This window comes from Klebsiella sp. HMSC16A12, from assembly GCF_001808265.1.
GTDB lineage: Bacteria > Pseudomonadota > Gammaproteobacteria > Enterobacterales > Enterobacteriaceae > Klebsiella > Klebsiella pneumoniae.
This window is the reverse complement of record NZ_KV792634.1, coordinates 19,372-32,607: the sequence shown is the minus strand read 5'-3', so window position 1 is coordinate 32,607 and position 13,236 is coordinate 19,372. Positions and strand designations below refer to the sequence as shown.

The 13,236-nt window shown below is 59.0% G+C and carries 13 protein-coding genes; 9 read left to right on the top strand and 4 right to left on the bottom strand.

The window, feature by feature from the left end; genetic code table 11:
* Positions 1 to 60: 60 nt before the first annotated feature.
* Positions 61 to 1,077: an Ldh family oxidoreductase gene (locus HMPREF3140_RS19285; RefSeq protein ID WP_004214400.1), complete on the top strand. Its 1,017-nt coding sequence runs from the start codon at positions 61 to 63 to the stop codon at positions 1,075 to 1,077.
* Between the two features lie 30 nt (positions 1,078 to 1,107).
* On the opposite strand, the gene HMPREF3140_RS19280 is transcribed toward HMPREF3140_RS19285, so the two are convergent.
* A complete protein-coding gene (locus HMPREF3140_RS19280) occupies positions 1,108 to 2,328 on the bottom strand; it encodes an amino acid deaminase (protein ID WP_032410739.1) in 1,221 nt (406 codons plus the stop codon).
* Between the two features lie 43 nt (positions 2,329 to 2,371).
* Positions 2,372 to 2,551, bottom strand: coding sequence for a hypothetical protein (locus HMPREF3140_RS19275; protein WP_032410742.1), 180 nt, complete (start codon positions 2,549 to 2,551; stop codon positions 2,372 to 2,374).
* Here HMPREF3140_RS19275 and HMPREF3140_RS19270 point away from each other — a divergent pair.
* The 5 genes from HMPREF3140_RS19270 to HMPREF3140_RS19250 all read left to right on the top strand — a co-directional run bounded on the left by HMPREF3140_RS19270 (position 2,529) and on the right by HMPREF3140_RS19250 (position 7,512).
* The gene (locus HMPREF3140_RS19270; protein WP_002887553.1) at positions 2,529 to 3,968 is read left to right on the top strand and encodes an N-acyl-D-amino-acid deacylase family protein; all 1,440 of its coding nucleotides are present in this window, start codon (positions 2,529 to 2,531) and stop codon (positions 3,966 to 3,968) included. The two genes, HMPREF3140_RS19275 and HMPREF3140_RS19270, sit on opposite strands and share 23 nt — an antisense overlap.
* Before the next feature lie 10 nt (positions 3,969 to 3,978).
* Entirely contained in the window at positions 3,979 to 4,371 is a 393-nt protein-coding gene (locus HMPREF3140_RS19265; RefSeq protein WP_002887555.1) for a RidA family protein, read from the top strand.
* Positions 4,372 to 4,556: 185 nt separating this feature from the next.
* Entirely contained in the window at positions 4,557 to 6,044 is a 1,488-nt protein-coding gene (locus HMPREF3140_RS19260) for a sodium:solute symporter family protein (RefSeq protein WP_004182852.1), read from the top strand.
* 9 nt (positions 6,045 to 6,053) lie between these two features.
* A complete protein-coding gene (locus tag HMPREF3140_RS19255; protein ID WP_032410745.1) occupies positions 6,054 to 6,926 on the top strand; it encodes a 2-dehydro-3-deoxygalactonokinase in 873 nt (290 codons plus the stop codon).
* On the top strand, positions 6,913 to 7,512 hold the full coding sequence (locus HMPREF3140_RS19250; protein ID WP_004178521.1) for a 2-dehydro-3-deoxy-6-phosphogalactonate aldolase: 600 nt from the start codon (positions 6,913 to 6,915) through the stop codon (positions 7,510 to 7,512). The genes HMPREF3140_RS19255 and HMPREF3140_RS19250 overlap by 14 nt, the downstream gene beginning before the upstream one ends.
* Here HMPREF3140_RS19250 and HMPREF3140_RS19245 read toward each other — a convergent pair.
* Positions 7,509 to 8,372: a MurR/RpiR family transcriptional regulator gene (locus HMPREF3140_RS19245; RefSeq protein WP_002887559.1), complete on the bottom strand. Its 864-nt coding sequence runs from the start codon at positions 8,370 to 8,372 to the stop codon at positions 7,509 to 7,511. The two genes, HMPREF3140_RS19250 and HMPREF3140_RS19245, sit on opposite strands and share 4 nt — an antisense overlap.
* A 69-nt stretch (positions 8,373 to 8,441) precedes the next feature.
* A complete protein-coding gene (locus tag HMPREF3140_RS19240) occupies positions 8,442 to 8,975 on the bottom strand; it encodes a GNAT family N-acetyltransferase (RefSeq protein ID WP_002887560.1) in 534 nt (177 codons plus the stop codon).
* 32 nt (positions 8,976 to 9,007) lie between these two features.
* On the opposite strand from HMPREF3140_RS19240, the gene HMPREF3140_RS19235 reads away from it, so the two are divergent.
* The 3 genes from HMPREF3140_RS19235 to HMPREF3140_RS19225 all read left to right on the top strand — a co-directional run bounded on the left by HMPREF3140_RS19235 (position 9,008) and on the right by HMPREF3140_RS19225 (position 13,227).
* Entirely contained in the window at positions 9,008 to 9,838 is an 831-nt protein-coding gene (locus HMPREF3140_RS19235; protein WP_070553067.1) for a GNAT family N-acetyltransferase, read from the top strand.
* 100 nt (positions 9,839 to 9,938) lie between these two features.
* Complete coding sequence (locus HMPREF3140_RS19230) at positions 9,939 to 12,704, top strand: sigma 54-interacting transcriptional regulator (protein WP_032410748.1); 2,766 nt, start codon at positions 9,939 to 9,941, stop codon at positions 12,702 to 12,704.
* Positions 12,705 to 12,804: 100 nt separating this feature from the next.
* Positions 12,805 to 13,227 carry a PTS sugar transporter subunit IIA gene (locus HMPREF3140_RS19225; protein ID WP_004177518.1) on the top strand — a complete coding sequence of 141 codons (423 nt, stop codon included), beginning with the start codon at positions 12,805 to 12,807 and terminating at the stop codon, positions 13,225 to 13,227.
* Positions 13,228 to 13,236: the final 9 nt, after the last annotated feature.

Sequence of the window (13,236 nt, the reverse complement as noted above, 5' to 3'; positions counted from 1 at the left end):
GCGCAGCTGCCTGCCGCAGGCTAACTTTAGCGGAGACGAATAAGAGTAAAGGAGAACAGTATGGAGTCGGTAACTCTATCGTTACCTGAAGCTTATGACCTGGCGCTGGAGGTACTCAGCGCCAATGGATTTAGCGCCGACCACGCGGCGGCGATTGCCCGCAATGTGACCGCCGGGGAGCGCGACGGCTGCGCTTCCCACGGCCTGTGGCGGCTGTTGGGCATTGTCGATACCCTGCGCAAAGGTAAGGTATCGCCCGATGCCGAGCCGCAGATCCATGACCAGGCGCCGGCGATTGCGCGGGCGGACGCCGGGGGCGCTTTTTCACTGCTGGCCTACGAGCGCGCGCTGCCGCTGCTGCTGGAGAAGGCGCGCCACAATGGCATTGCGGCGCTGGCAATTAATCGCTGCGTTCATTTTTCCGCGCTGTTTGCCGATATTGAGCCGTTGACCGAGGCAGGGCTGGTAGGGCTGGCCTGTACGCCAAGCCACGCCTGGGTCGCCCCGGCGGGCGGCACACGTCCGCTGTTCGGCACCAACCCCATCGCCTTCGGCTGGCCGCGGCAGGATAAGCCGCCGTTTATTGTTGATATGGCGACCAGCGCCGCGGCGCGCGGCGAGATCCAGCTGCATCAGCGCAGCGGCAAAGCGCTACCGGAAGGCTGGGGAATCGACAGTCAGGGACAGCCAACGACCGATGCCGCAGAGGTGCTGAACGGCGCGATGTTGACTTTCGGCGGCCATAAGGGCTCGGCGCTGGCGGCAATGGTTGAGCTGTTGGCCGGGCCGCTTATCGGCGATATGACCAGCGCCGAATCGCTGGCGTGGGATAACGGCGCGGGCGGTCTCCCCTACGGCGGCGAGCTGATTCTGGCGCTGGATCCGCAGCGTTTTCTCGGCGCGCAGGCACCAGAGCAGCTGGCGCGCGCCGAAACGCTGTTCATGGGTATGCAGGAACAAGGGGCGCGGCTGCCGGGCGAGCGGCGTTTTGCCTGCCGCCAGCAGAGTGAACGGCAGGGGGTCATTATCAGTCGTTCATTGCATGATGAGATTTGCGCCTTGCGCCAGGGCGGGTAAGGCGCGAAGCGCCGCCACCCGGGATGCCTGTCAAAACAGCGTGTCGAGCTCGTCCAGCACGTTGTAGTCGTCATCGACCAGCAGCAACGTCTTCCACTTATCAAAGGTCAGACACGGGTGCGAGGTGCCGAACAGCAGAATATCGCCGACCTGCACATCGCTGCCCGGCGCCAGGCGCAGCATACAGTGCTGATCCATGATGCCGGTGCTGACGATCGACTCCGCGCGCAGCGCTAACTCCTGGCCGTTACGATAATGGGCGATCGGCTGCGGCAGCCCGGCGTCGAAAGCGCAGTCGCGCTTGCCGAAGTTTACCACCGCGCGATCCGCCTCCGGCACCGATTGCACCATCGCCATCAGCTCCAGCGCTGATGTAAGATCGCCGGCGAGATCGCAGGCAATCGGATCGCGGGCGATCAGCTCTTGTTGGGCGAGATCGTAGATCCCGCGATCGTGGGTGATATAACAGCCAGGGCGGATGACGATACGGCAGCGGCGCGGTTTTGCCGCCGCCAGCCAGATGTTGCACACCACGTCATACCAGACGGTGCCCGCGCCGGTGAGAATAAATTCGCCGTCAACCAGCGGCTCCATGCGGCAGGCAAGCGCCGCGGCCTGCTGTAACAGCGCTTCCACCTGCGGCTGCGGATCGTCGCCGTGCAGCACCCCTTCATACAGTTCCAGTCCGCGTAGCCGTAACCCCGGCAGGTCGCTTACCCGCTGCGCCAGCGCCAGCGCGTCATTGACGCTACGACAGCCGCAGCGCCCGCCAGGCACGCCAAGTTCAATCAGCACATCCAGCGTTTGTCCCTGGTCTGCGAAGAATGTGGAGAGGGCGCGCACGTTGACCTCGCTATCGACGCAGCAGATAAAATCCACCGCCCGATAGTGGGCTTTTAGCTGCGCGACCACCTGCATATTGGCTTTGCCGACCAGCTGATTAACCATCAGGACGCGTTGGATGCCGCTGGCCATTGCCGCGCTAGCCTGCCAGGCGCTGCCCACGCCGATCCCCCACGCCCCCGCTCGCTGCTGCGCCTGAAATATCCATGGCGTCATTGTCGTTTTACCATGCGGCGCCAGCGATACGCTGCGGGCGTCGGCGTAGCGCTGCATCCATGAAATATTATTTTCCAGCGCCGACTTTTTTAGCAGCGCGGCGGGTAGACAGACCTCTTCCGCCAGCAGATTAGCCGGCGCGGACATGAGGGCGGATTTGTGCGGGATGAGCGGTGCTGAATGGTATTTCATAACACTATCCTTTCAGGGTTTATAATCGGTTAGTCGCTGGGTATCATTTATAACTATTTGATAAATATATTTTTAATATAAAAATGTTATTCGTTTTGAATAAAAGTATCACAAAACGATCTGGGTTTTGCGTAGTTTTCCACTGTTTTTTGCGCTTGTAAATGGTTAACTTATCGGCATGTCGAAAGGGAGTAATTGCTATGAAAGTTGACTGGCTTTTCAAAAACGTCACGGTGATCGACGGGAGCGGCGGGCCGCAATACCGTGCTGATGTGGCGGTGAAGGGCGATCGAATTATGGCTATCGCCCCGGCGCTGGACGTTGCGGCGGAGCAGGTGATTGATGGCCAGGGGCGGGTACTGGCGCCGGGCTTTATTGATGTGCATACCCATGATGATATCAACGTGATCCGCATGCCGGAGTACTTGCCGAAGCTCAGCCAGGGGGTGACGACGGTGATCGTCGGCAACTGCGGGATCAGTGCGGCGACCGCCACCATGCGGGGGGAAGTGCCGGACCCGATGAATCTCCTCGGCGAGCAGCAGCACTTTATCTATCCCACCGTGGAGGCTTATGCCCATGCGGTGGAGGCGGCGCGACCGTCGCTGAATGTCGGCACGTTAATCGGTCACACCGCGCTGCGTAATAACCATATGGACGATCTGTTTCGTCCGGCGAACGAGACGGAAATCGCCGGCATGCGCGTACAGCTACGCGATGCGCTGCGCCAGGGAGCATTAGGGCTCAGTACCGGGCTGGCCTACGCCAGCGCCTTCCAGTCGACCACCGAGGAGGTGATGGCGCTGGCGGAAGAGCTGGCGGCCGGGAAGGGCGTCTATACCACCCATTTACGTTCAGAGTTTGAGCCGATTCTCGAGGCGCTGGACGAAGCCTTCCGTATTGGTCGCCACGGCAACGTGCCGGTGGTGGTTTCGCACCACAAGTGCGCCGGGGCGAAAAACTGGGGGCGTACCAAAGAGACGCTGGCCTTTTTCGATGAGATGCGCCAGCAGCAGGATATCGCCTGCGACTGTTATCCCTACTCCGCCAGCTCGTCGACGCTGGATATGAAGCAGGTGACCGACGAGTTTGATATCGTGATTACCTGGTCCGAAGCGCAGCCGGAGCAGGCGGGGAAAACGCTGCAGCAGATCGCCGATGAGTGGCAGGTGAGCCTGCACGACGCCGCGGCGCGGCTGATGCCGGCGGGCGCTATTTATCACAACATGGATGAGCAGGACGTACGGCGGGTGATGCGCTATCCGGTCACCATGATTGGCTCTGACGGGCTGCCGAACGATCCGATGCCGCATCCGCGCCTGTGGGGCGCCTTCCCGCGGGTGCTCGGCCACTATAGCCGCGACGAGCAGCTATTCCCGCTGACTACCGCGGTACACAAGATGACCGGGCTGTCGGCGGCGCGCTTCCAACTGGCGGATCGCGGGCTGGTGAAAATTGGCTACTTTGCCGACCTGGTGCTGTTTGACCCGCAGACGGTGCGTGATGTCGCCAGTTTCTCCGACCCGAAACGACCGGCGGACGGCATTGAGGCGGTGATGGTCAACGGCGTGATGAGCTACGGCAGTGATAAGAAAATTACCGGACGGGCAGGGCGTTTCCTGCGTCGTCGGATGGACTAAGGAGTTGAGTATGAGTATCAAGCGTTATGGCGTAGAAGGTGGTACCGGTACCGGCGGGCAGCACCTGCCGTTCGCGCGGGCGGTGGAAGCGGGAGGCTGGCTGTACGTTTCCGGCCAGACGCCGATGAAAAATGGCGAAGTCGTGGAAGGCGGGATTGTCGACCAGTCGCGTCTGGCGATTCAGAACTGCGTAGATATCATGACCGAAGCGGGCTACACCCTGGCCGACGTGGTGCATGTTAAAGTGATCCTCACCGATGCGCGCTATTTTCAGTCGTTCAATAAGGTATTTCGCGAGTTCTTTGGCGACAACCCGCCTGCCCGCATCTGCTGCGTAGCGGACCTGGTGGTGGATTGTAAAGTCGAAGTGGATGTGACCTGTTTTAACGCTGCGCGACAATAACGCTCGAAACCTAAAATAAATCCCTCCCTTTGCGGGAGGGAGCATCAAAAAAGTGTGATATCGGCACCAGAGTGAATAAATAAATCGGTGCCACTGGGTTCGCTATGCCTTTTTTCAGGCATGGTTCCTGTTAACTCATAATATTCAGCGGCACGAATATTATTTATTACGTCTGGATGTGAGCCATGAATAATATGTCATTTATGATTTGGTTTTCCGTTTATGCCTGCGCGATGATTACCTTAGGCTGGTACGTTTCGCGCAAACAGAAAACCGGCGAAGACTTTTTACTTGGCGGTCGTTCGCTGCCGATGATCCTCACTCTCGGTTCGACGGTCGGCACCATGGTGGGGACCGGCTCCAGCGTCGGCGCCGTCGGCTTTGGCTACAGCAACGGCTGGGCCGGGATGCTTTACGGCCTCGGCGGCGCGGTGGGGATTCTGCTGGTGGCATGGTTATTCGCGCCGGTACGTAAACTTCGCTTCATGACCATGAGTGAAGAAATGTCGTATTACACTGGCGGCAGTAAAATTATAAAAAACCTCGTCGCAATACTTATTTTTATTGCCTCTATAGGCTGGCTGGGGGCGCATATATTAGGCGGCGGATTATACCTGGCGTGGGCCAGCGGCATTGATATTAATGTCGCGAAAATTATTATCGCGCTGGCTTTTGTGGTTTATGTCGGTATTGGCGGCTATTCCGCGGTGGTGTGGATCGATACCATTCAATCGATCGTGCTGTTCGTGGGCTTTATTTTAATGGCGATACTGGCGGTTCATCACGTTGGCGGCTGGAGCCATATTCAGCAGGCCGTCGATCCGGCGGCGCAAAGCCTGTTCGCGGTCGATAAATTAGGCGTGCTGCCGGCGCTATCATTGGCGATGGTGATCGGCGTCGGCGTGCTGGCGACGCCTTCTTATCGCCAGCGTATTTACTCAGCGAAGACCGTCTCTTCGGTACGCCACTCTTTCACGATTACCGGCCTGCTGTATCTGGGATTCTCCTTCCTGCCGGCGATCATCGGTATGGCGGTATGGACCATGAACCCGCAGTTGGAGAACAGCGGCTTCGCCTTCTTGTTTGCCACCCAGGTGCTGCCGCCGGTGCTGGCGATGGCGATCCTGATTGCCGGCATGTCGGCCAATATGTCTTCCGGCAGCTCTGATGCCATCGCCGCGGTGTCCATTATGCTGCGCGACCTCTACACCCTGGTGACCGGCCATATGCCCGCGCCGGAGAAAGCGATTCGCCTGTCGCGGATCTTCCTGGTTCTGGTGATTGCGCTGGCGCTGCTGTTTGCCCTGACCTCCAACGACATCATCAGCTACATCACCAAAATGATCTCGATGATTATGTCCGGGATGTTTATCTGCACCATGCTTGGCCGTTTCTGGACACGCTTTAACTGGCAGGGCGCGGTCGCCGCGCTGGCCGGCGGCGCCGGGGCATCGGTTGCGGTACTGGTGGATAGCGACTGGCTGGCGTTCTGGGGCAACCCGTGTATTCCGGCGGTGCTGACGAGCCTGGTGGCCTCGGTTGTGGTGACGTTACTGACCCCGGCCAGCAGCATGAGCCGCGAGCAGGCGCTGGAGATGATTACCCGCGAGCGTGAAAGCCGCCCAACGCCGCCGCCGCTGCCGATTGGCAAACGTCATACCTCACGCGGGTAAGGGGCAATCATGAACGAGTATATTGCCGTCGATTGGGGCTCCACCCAGCTGCGGGCATGGCGGATGCGTGATGGCGAATGCATCGACAAGCTGAAACTGCCCTGCGGCGTCACGCGTCTGAACGGGCAGCGCGCCGAAGCGGTATTTCAGCAGCAGCTGGCGCCGTGGCGCGGCGACCCCGCGCTGCCGGTGGTGATGGCGGGCATGATCGGCAGCGATGCCGGATGGCAACCGGTGCCTTATCTGGCCTGCCCGCTGGCGCTGGAGGCGCTCAACGGTCAGTTATATGAGGTGGCGGAAAAAGTGTGGATCGTGCCGGGGCTGAAAGTGGCGCAGGCTGCAGATTACGACGTAATGCGCGGTGAAGAAACGCAGCTGCTGGGCGCCTGGCAACTGATGCCCGCGGAGTGTTACGTGATGCCCGGCACCCACTGCAAATGGGTGCAGGTGCAAAACGGCGTGGTGCGCCAGTTCGCCACGGCGATGACCGGCGAACTGCATTATCTGCTGATGACGCAATCGCTGATCGGCAAAGGGCTGCCTGCCCAGCAGCCGGACGATGCGGCGTTTGAACGGGGGCTGGAAAAAGGTCTGGCGCAGCCGTCGCTGATTAGCGAACTGTTTGTCGCCAGGGCCGCCCGGGTGCTGGGAGGTCTGGCGGCGAGCTCAGTCAGCGATTACCTCTCCGGGCTGTTGATTGGCGCGGAGGTGGCGACCCTGGGGCAGCGTTTCCGTACTTCTGCCGTCACGCTGGTTGGCGAACCGGCGCTGAATGCCCGCTACGGTCGGGCGATGAAGGCGCGCGGAATGATGGTTAACAGCTGCAGTGGCGATGAGGCATTGCTGGCTGGCATGGCGAGGATAATGCATGGACAAGATTAAGCTGGTGGCGATTTTACGCGGCATTCAACCCGCTGAGGCGGCAGATCATATTGAGACGCTAATAAATGCAGGCTTTCGCTATATCGAAATCCCGCTCAACTCGCCGGACTGGCAGCAAAGTATTCCGGCGATGGTGCGTCAGTTTGGCGAGCGGGCGATGATTGGCGCGGGAACGGTGCTGAAGGTTGAACAGGTTGATTTTCTCGCTGAAGCTGGGGCGAAACTTATCGTGACGCCCAATACGGCCCCGGCGGTGATCCGCCGCGCGGTAGATAAGGGGATGCTGGTGTGCGCCGGCTGCGCGACGGCCTCCGAGGCGTTTAGTGCGCTGGATGCCGGGGCGCAATGGCTGAAAATCTTTCCGTCATCAGCATTCGGCGCGGACTATATTCGCGCGCTGAAAGCGGTGTTGCCGCCGGAGGTTCCGGTGCTGGCGGTCGGCGGCGTGACGCCGGAAAGTCTGGCGACCTGGATACAGGCGGGGTGCGCCGGTGCCGGTCTGGGCAGCGATCTTTATCGCGCCGGACAGGCCGTGGAACGTACCCGCGAGCAGGCGGAGAGGTTTATCTCCGCCAGTAAAAGTTAGTCCCCCAGCGGCTGCCGATCGACGCCGCCGCGGTGGCTGTCGAGCGCCAGCTTAATACGGCGTAATTTGCCTTTTGCCTGGGGTTTGTTGGCCATCGCCAGTTCGGTGGCCAGCACATCGACCATCGCCAGCATCGCGTAACGGGAAGTGCTGGGCTTAAAGATATAGTCGTTTTCCCGTACCAGCAGCGGTAGCACCAGATCCGCCTGTTCAGCCAGCGGCGTTCCGGCGGGGGTAATCGCAATAACCTTCGCGCCGTACTGGCTGGCAATCGCCGCGCTCTCGATGATTTCCCGGGTATAGCCGCCCAGAGACAGCACGATCACCACATCCTGCGGCGTCACCGCCGAGCTCATCATGCGTACCAGCAGACCATCGCTCTGGCTGACTACCGGCAGACCGAGGCGAAACAGGCGATACTGAATTTCCTGAGCGCAGATGGTCGAACCGCCGCCCATCCCCAGGGCGAGGATCTGCCGCGCATCGCTCAGCCAGCTCACCGCGCGCTTCAGCGCCTCGATATCCAGCGCCCGCCGGTTGGTCTCCAGTACGCTGATGATTGACTCATAGATCCCCTGGACGCCTTCGAGATCCGGAACATCGAGGATAAACCGCTGGCCGACCGCAAGAGATTGCGCAAGCTTCATCTTCAGCTCGCGGACGTCTTTACAGCCGAGCGCCCGGGCAAAACGGGTGACCGAAGCCTGGCTGGTTTGCGTCAGACGCGCTATCTCGGCGATGGGCAGCTCCGCCGCCGCCGCGACATCATCGAGAATAAACTGCGCAATGCGTTTTTCGGTCGCCGTGAGTTCCACAAAGCGATCGGTTATGCAGGAAATAATATCGATTGACCAGGACATACGGTAACAACGGGTAAGTTTTGAATGGTACTTTGTACCATATTGCGCCGCTGAAATCAGTGCTGAAGTCTACAACGCCAGGCGCATGGCGCAGCGCGACTCGGGCGGCAGGCCGTGCCGGGTCTCCTGTTCCCTTTTTGCCGCCAGCCCGGCGGGCAGGGTCAGCTCATCGAGCATGGCGAATCCCAGACGGGTATAAAACGGCGCATTCCACGGCACCTCGCGGAAGGTGGTGAGGGTTACCGCCGGGTAGCCCATCTGCCGTGCGCTCTCGATAACCCGCTCCAGCAGCATCCGGCCGATGCCCTGTTGCTGCCAGGCCTGGTGGACGGCGACTTCGACGATAAATAACGCATCGTCGAGCGGTTCGGTCAGAATAAAGCCAACGGGTTGCCCGGCGGCTACCGCCAGCAGGCTATGCTCCGTTTCCAGATAATCATGATGGCGCGCAACGCTAATCACCTCGCTGTCCGCCAGCCAGGCGAGAGAAGGGATCTGGCGAAATGCCTGGGCGGCAGAACGTTCAATGGCGGGCAGAAGGGCGATATCGCTCTCCTGAGTCAGGCGTAATACGGCACCGGCAGTTATAGTGTTAGTTTTCATCACCTCAGCATAGCAGCCTTCGGGAGAAAAGTATGGAGCTGACCGCCGTTCCCGCCACGCAGTTCAGCAGCGTGCAGTTAACGGATATTCTCAACGCCTGTTTTGAAGCCTACCTGGTGCCTGTTACCCAGTCGGTAGAGGGATTTGTTCAGCGTTTTAGCGCCGAGGGGATGAGCCTGGTCGATTCCCGCGTCTGGCTGGCCGGAGATGAACCGGCGGCGATCGCGATCGTCGCGCGCCGGGGGAGTGCCGCTCGCCTGGCGGCCTTTGCCCTGCGCCCGGCCTGGCGCGGCAAAGGCCTGGGCCGGAAACTGATGCAGGAGCTGCTGATGCTTTTGCAACAGCAGGGGATCGAGACGGTATTCCTGGAGGTGATCCGCGATAACCATGCGGCCGTCGCGCTGTATCAGTCGCTGGGCTTTACGCGACGCTATGGGCTCTGCGGCTACCTGAGTACAGAACTTCTGGCCCCGGTGCCGGGCGTATTACAGCTTTATCCCACCCTGTCCCTGCTTCGGCGCGCCATTGAGGAGAGTAACAGCCAGCTTCCCTGGCTGCTGGATCCGCTCACCTTCGCCACTCTGCCATGTCAGGTCGTGACGCTGGAACAGCGCGCCTTCGCGGTTCTAACGACGGCGGGCTCGCGCCCTGTACTGTCGTTTTTGTGGGTGGAGCCCGCCGCCCGCCGCCAGGGGCTGGCGCGTGAGCTGCTGATGGCGCTGGCGCAGCAGTTCCCGGGCATTGGTACTTCGGTGACGGTCCCGGAAACTTTTACGCTGCTGTTTGCCGCGGCCGGTTATACGCCGCTCTCGCTGCAGCAGTATGAAATGACGATGGATCTGGCCGACGCGAAGTCGGCTTAGCCAGGAGTGTGCGCTGGACCGCAAAAAAACAGCACGGGCCGTCGATAAGCCTCTCTTTTCCCGCATCATATCCCTTCGTAATGGCGAAGAGGGGGATGCGATGCGTAAAACGGAACTGTTGGCTTTTTTGCAAAATCAGACCGATTTTTTCGATCCGGATAACCTGAGCGAGGTCTTTACCGCCAGCTGGCTGGCCCGGCGTTTCGCGATGCAAAGAAATACCGCCAGCCATTATCTCAATCAGCTGGTCGCTCAGGACGTGCTGGTGAAAATCAACACCCGGCCGGTCTATTTTCTGCATAAAAAAGCCTTTTGCCAGCAGTTCTACCCGCTTTCCCGCAGTGAGTATGCCAGCATGGCGGAGTTACTCGCGGAGAGCGACCGCCAGCCGGAGCAGGCGGACCATTTTTCGTTGCTGACCGGGCATGACGGCAGCCTGCGTAAACCGATTGAGCAGATGAAAACCGCGCTGTTTTATCCTAACGGCGGGCTACCGCTGCTGATCACCGGCGACAGCGGGACCGGCAAAAGCTATATGGCTGAGCTGATGCATGAGTTCGCCATCGCCCAGGGGCTGCTGGCGCCCGATGCCCCCTTTGTGAGCTTTAACTGCGCGCAGTATGCGAGTAATCCGGAGCTGCTGGCCGCCAACCTGTTTGGCTACGTCAAAGGCGCGTTTACCGGTGCCCAGAGCGATAAAGCGGGGGCGTTTGAGGCGGCAAACGGCGGGATGCTGTTTCTCGATGAGGTCCATCGCCTGGATGCTCAGGGACAGGAGAAGCTGTTCACCTGGCTGGATCGTAAGGAGATCTACCGGGTGGGGGAGACCGCGCAAGGCTTGCCGATTTCGCTGCGGTTGGTGTTTGCCACCACCGAAGATATTCACAGCACTTTTCTCACCACCTTCCTGCGCCGAATTCCGATCCTGGTTAGCTTGCCCGATCTTCAACACCGTAGCCGCGAGGAGAAGGAGGCGCTAACGCTACAGTTTTTCTGGCAGGAGGCGCGCACGCTTGCCGCCCGGCTGCAACTAACGCCGCGACTATTGCAGGTCCTGACGCAGTATGTTTATCGGGGCAACGTCGGCGAGCTGAAGAATGTGGTGAAATACGCCGTGGCGTCAGCCTGGGCCAGGTCTCCGGGCCGCGAAATGTTGACCGTGACGCTGCACGATCTGCCGGAAAATGTCATGGCCGCGACGCCAGCGCTCAGCGAAGCGATGGGCCAGCAGGAGCCGCTGCTTATCGAGCCGCAGACCAGCCTGGTCTGGCTGCTGCGCGCGCGCGACCCGGTACAGGGGCTGATCTATGACGTTCAGTGTCGGGTTCTGGCGCAGTATGAAGCGGTGCTGAATAAAAAAACGGTCTGGGAAGAGGCGCAAAGGAGCATGGGGGAAGAGATTGAAACCCTCTTCGATCGGCTGATCTTTGATAATCATGACTCCAGTAGCTCGCAGATGCTGCTGCTGATCGCTCATCAGGTTCGGGAGGAGTATTATCGCCTGGAAAAGCGCTTCAATATCCAGTTTAACGGCAACTGCCTCTACGCGCTGAGCCACTACCTGATCCACCGATCCCGACAGCCGCAGCCCACGATAAACAATGAAAAAGCCCGCCAGCTGGAGGACTTCCTGGTACAGAAGTTTCCGCTGCTGTATCGCTTTTGCGAAGCGATCCTCGGTGCGTTGACGCTGAAGCTGGATATTGAACCCCAGCGTATCGACCTGCTGCTGTTAGTGCTGTGGTTCCACAAGAATGGCGCCATCAGCCAGCAGCAGGTGACCCGGGCGATAATTCTCGCTCACGGTTACGCTACCGCCAGCAGCATCGCCAACGTGGCAAACCGCTTGCTGAAAAGCCAGCTCTTTGAGTCATTCGATATGCCGCTGGACGTGACGCCGGAGGCTATCGCTAACCAGGTGATGGCCTACATAGAGAGCCATGCCCTGGCATCAGGATTGATAATCCTGGTCGACATGGGATCGCTGAACGCCATTCACCGCCATTTTAATCGTCGCCTGAGTACGCCGATGGCGATCATCAACAATGTCTCCACCGGTATGGCGATGTACGTCGGGGAGCGCATTTTGCAGGGCGTTATGCTGGAAGATATCGTCCGCGAGATCGGCGATGACCTTGCGGTTGAGCACCAGCTCTATTACCCGCAAACCGATAAGCCGCGGGCGATTTTAACCACCTGCGCGACCGGTCTGGGCGCGGCGGCGAATCTGTCGGCGCTGTTAAAAGCCAGCATTCCTGAAGCGCTTGGCATTGATATTGTGGCCTGTGATGTGGAGACCCTTGCCGATCACGCGCGACGGGAGCCGATGCTAAGCCGCTATGAGGTGCTGGCGATCGTCGGCACCCTGGATCCGCATCTTGCCGATCTACCCTGGATCTCGCTGGATTCGCTGATCTCTGGCGAAGGGAGTCGTCCGCTGATGCGCATTTTTGGCGAACTGGCGACGGCGGAGCAGGTCAGCGAGATCAACAACCTGATCCTGAAAAACTTTTCGCTGCGCCGGGTGATCGAGTCGGTGACGATCCTCGATACGGCTAAGGTGATCAACCAGGTTGAGCAGTTTTTGCTGCGCTATGAGCATCTGGCCGGGCGCGATGTACCTAACGATCGTAAGGTCGCGCTGTATGTGCATATCAGCTGTCTGATAGAGCGATTAATTCGTCACGCTTCCCCAGCCCAATACACTGGAGGGCAGTGTCCGGATCGCGAGCTGGCTACGCTACGCGAGGCCTTTAGTGTCATAGAGAGCGGGTATAGTGTCAAAATTCCCGTTGTAGAGCTCTGCTACATTCACGATATCCTGACGCGGGAAACGGAATTTATTCAGGAAGATCAAGACTTTTAACACATCTCTTCTTTTTTATCCTTGCGTTAGCCGACGCGCCACTGTTTCTGGCACGTCGGTTGCAATTAAGAAAGCAGTGGAATGCGCTTTCGAGGTAAGGATGAAACGACACTATATTTTTGCCAGCCATGGCAGCTTTGCTAACGGTTTGTTGAACTCCGTGGAACTGATCCTCGGTAAACAACCCGATATACATACCTTGTGTGCCTACGTGGAAGAAGAGGTCGATCTGACGCAGCAGGTGGAAGCGCTAGTGGCGCGTTTCCCGGCGCAGGATGAGCTGATCGTGATTACGGATATTTTTGCCGGTAGCGTGAATAACGAGTTTGTTCGTTTTTTATCTCGCCCACATTTCCATTTATTATCCGGTTTAAATCTGCCGTTAATTATTGACTTGCTGATTTCCGCAGCGGAAGACGATACCGAAAAATTAATTACCGAGGCATTAACAAACGCCAAAGAGAGCATTCAGTACTGCAATCAAACGATTGCCAGCGCGATGACTATGGATAAAGACTTCTGAAATGAGGAA

Excerpts from the sequence above, each read along its gene's own strand:
- HMPREF3140_RS19285 (WP_004214400.1), top strand. The coding sequence starts at position 61 with ATGGAGTCGGTAACTCTATCGTTACCTGAAGCTTATGACCTGGCGCTG.
- HMPREF3140_RS19280 (WP_032410739.1), bottom strand. The coding sequence starts at position 2,328 with ATGAAATACCATTCAGCACCGCTCATCCCGCACAAATCCGCCCTCATG.
- HMPREF3140_RS19270 (WP_002887553.1), top strand. The coding sequence starts at position 2,529 with ATGAAAGTTGACTGGCTTTTCAAAAACGTCACGGTGATCGACGGGAGC.
- HMPREF3140_RS19265 (WP_002887555.1), top strand. The coding sequence starts at position 3,979 with ATGAGTATCAAGCGTTATGGCGTAGAAGGTGGTACCGGTACCGGCGGG.
- HMPREF3140_RS19260 (WP_004182852.1), top strand. The coding sequence starts at position 4,557 with ATGAATAATATGTCATTTATGATTTGGTTTTCCGTTTATGCCTGCGCG.
- HMPREF3140_RS19255 (WP_032410745.1), top strand. The coding sequence starts at position 6,054 with ATGAACGAGTATATTGCCGTCGATTGGGGCTCCACCCAGCTGCGGGCA.
- HMPREF3140_RS19250 (WP_004178521.1), top strand. The coding sequence starts at position 6,913 with ATGGACAAGATTAAGCTGGTGGCGATTTTACGCGGCATTCAACCCGCT.
- HMPREF3140_RS19245 (WP_002887559.1), bottom strand. The coding sequence starts at position 8,372 with ATGTCCTGGTCAATCGATATTATTTCCTGCATAACCGATCGCTTTGTG.
- HMPREF3140_RS19240 (WP_002887560.1), bottom strand. The coding sequence starts at position 8,975 with ATGAAAACTAACACTATAACTGCCGGTGCCGTATTACGCCTGACTCAG.
- HMPREF3140_RS19235 (WP_070553067.1), top strand. The coding sequence starts at position 9,008 with ATGGAGCTGACCGCCGTTCCCGCCACGCAGTTCAGCAGCGTGCAGTTA.
- HMPREF3140_RS19230 (WP_032410748.1), top strand. The coding sequence starts at position 9,939 with ATGCGTAAAACGGAACTGTTGGCTTTTTTGCAAAATCAGACCGATTTT.
- HMPREF3140_RS19225 (WP_004177518.1), top strand. The coding sequence starts at position 12,805 with ATGAAACGACACTATATTTTTGCCAGCCATGGCAGCTTTGCTAACGGT.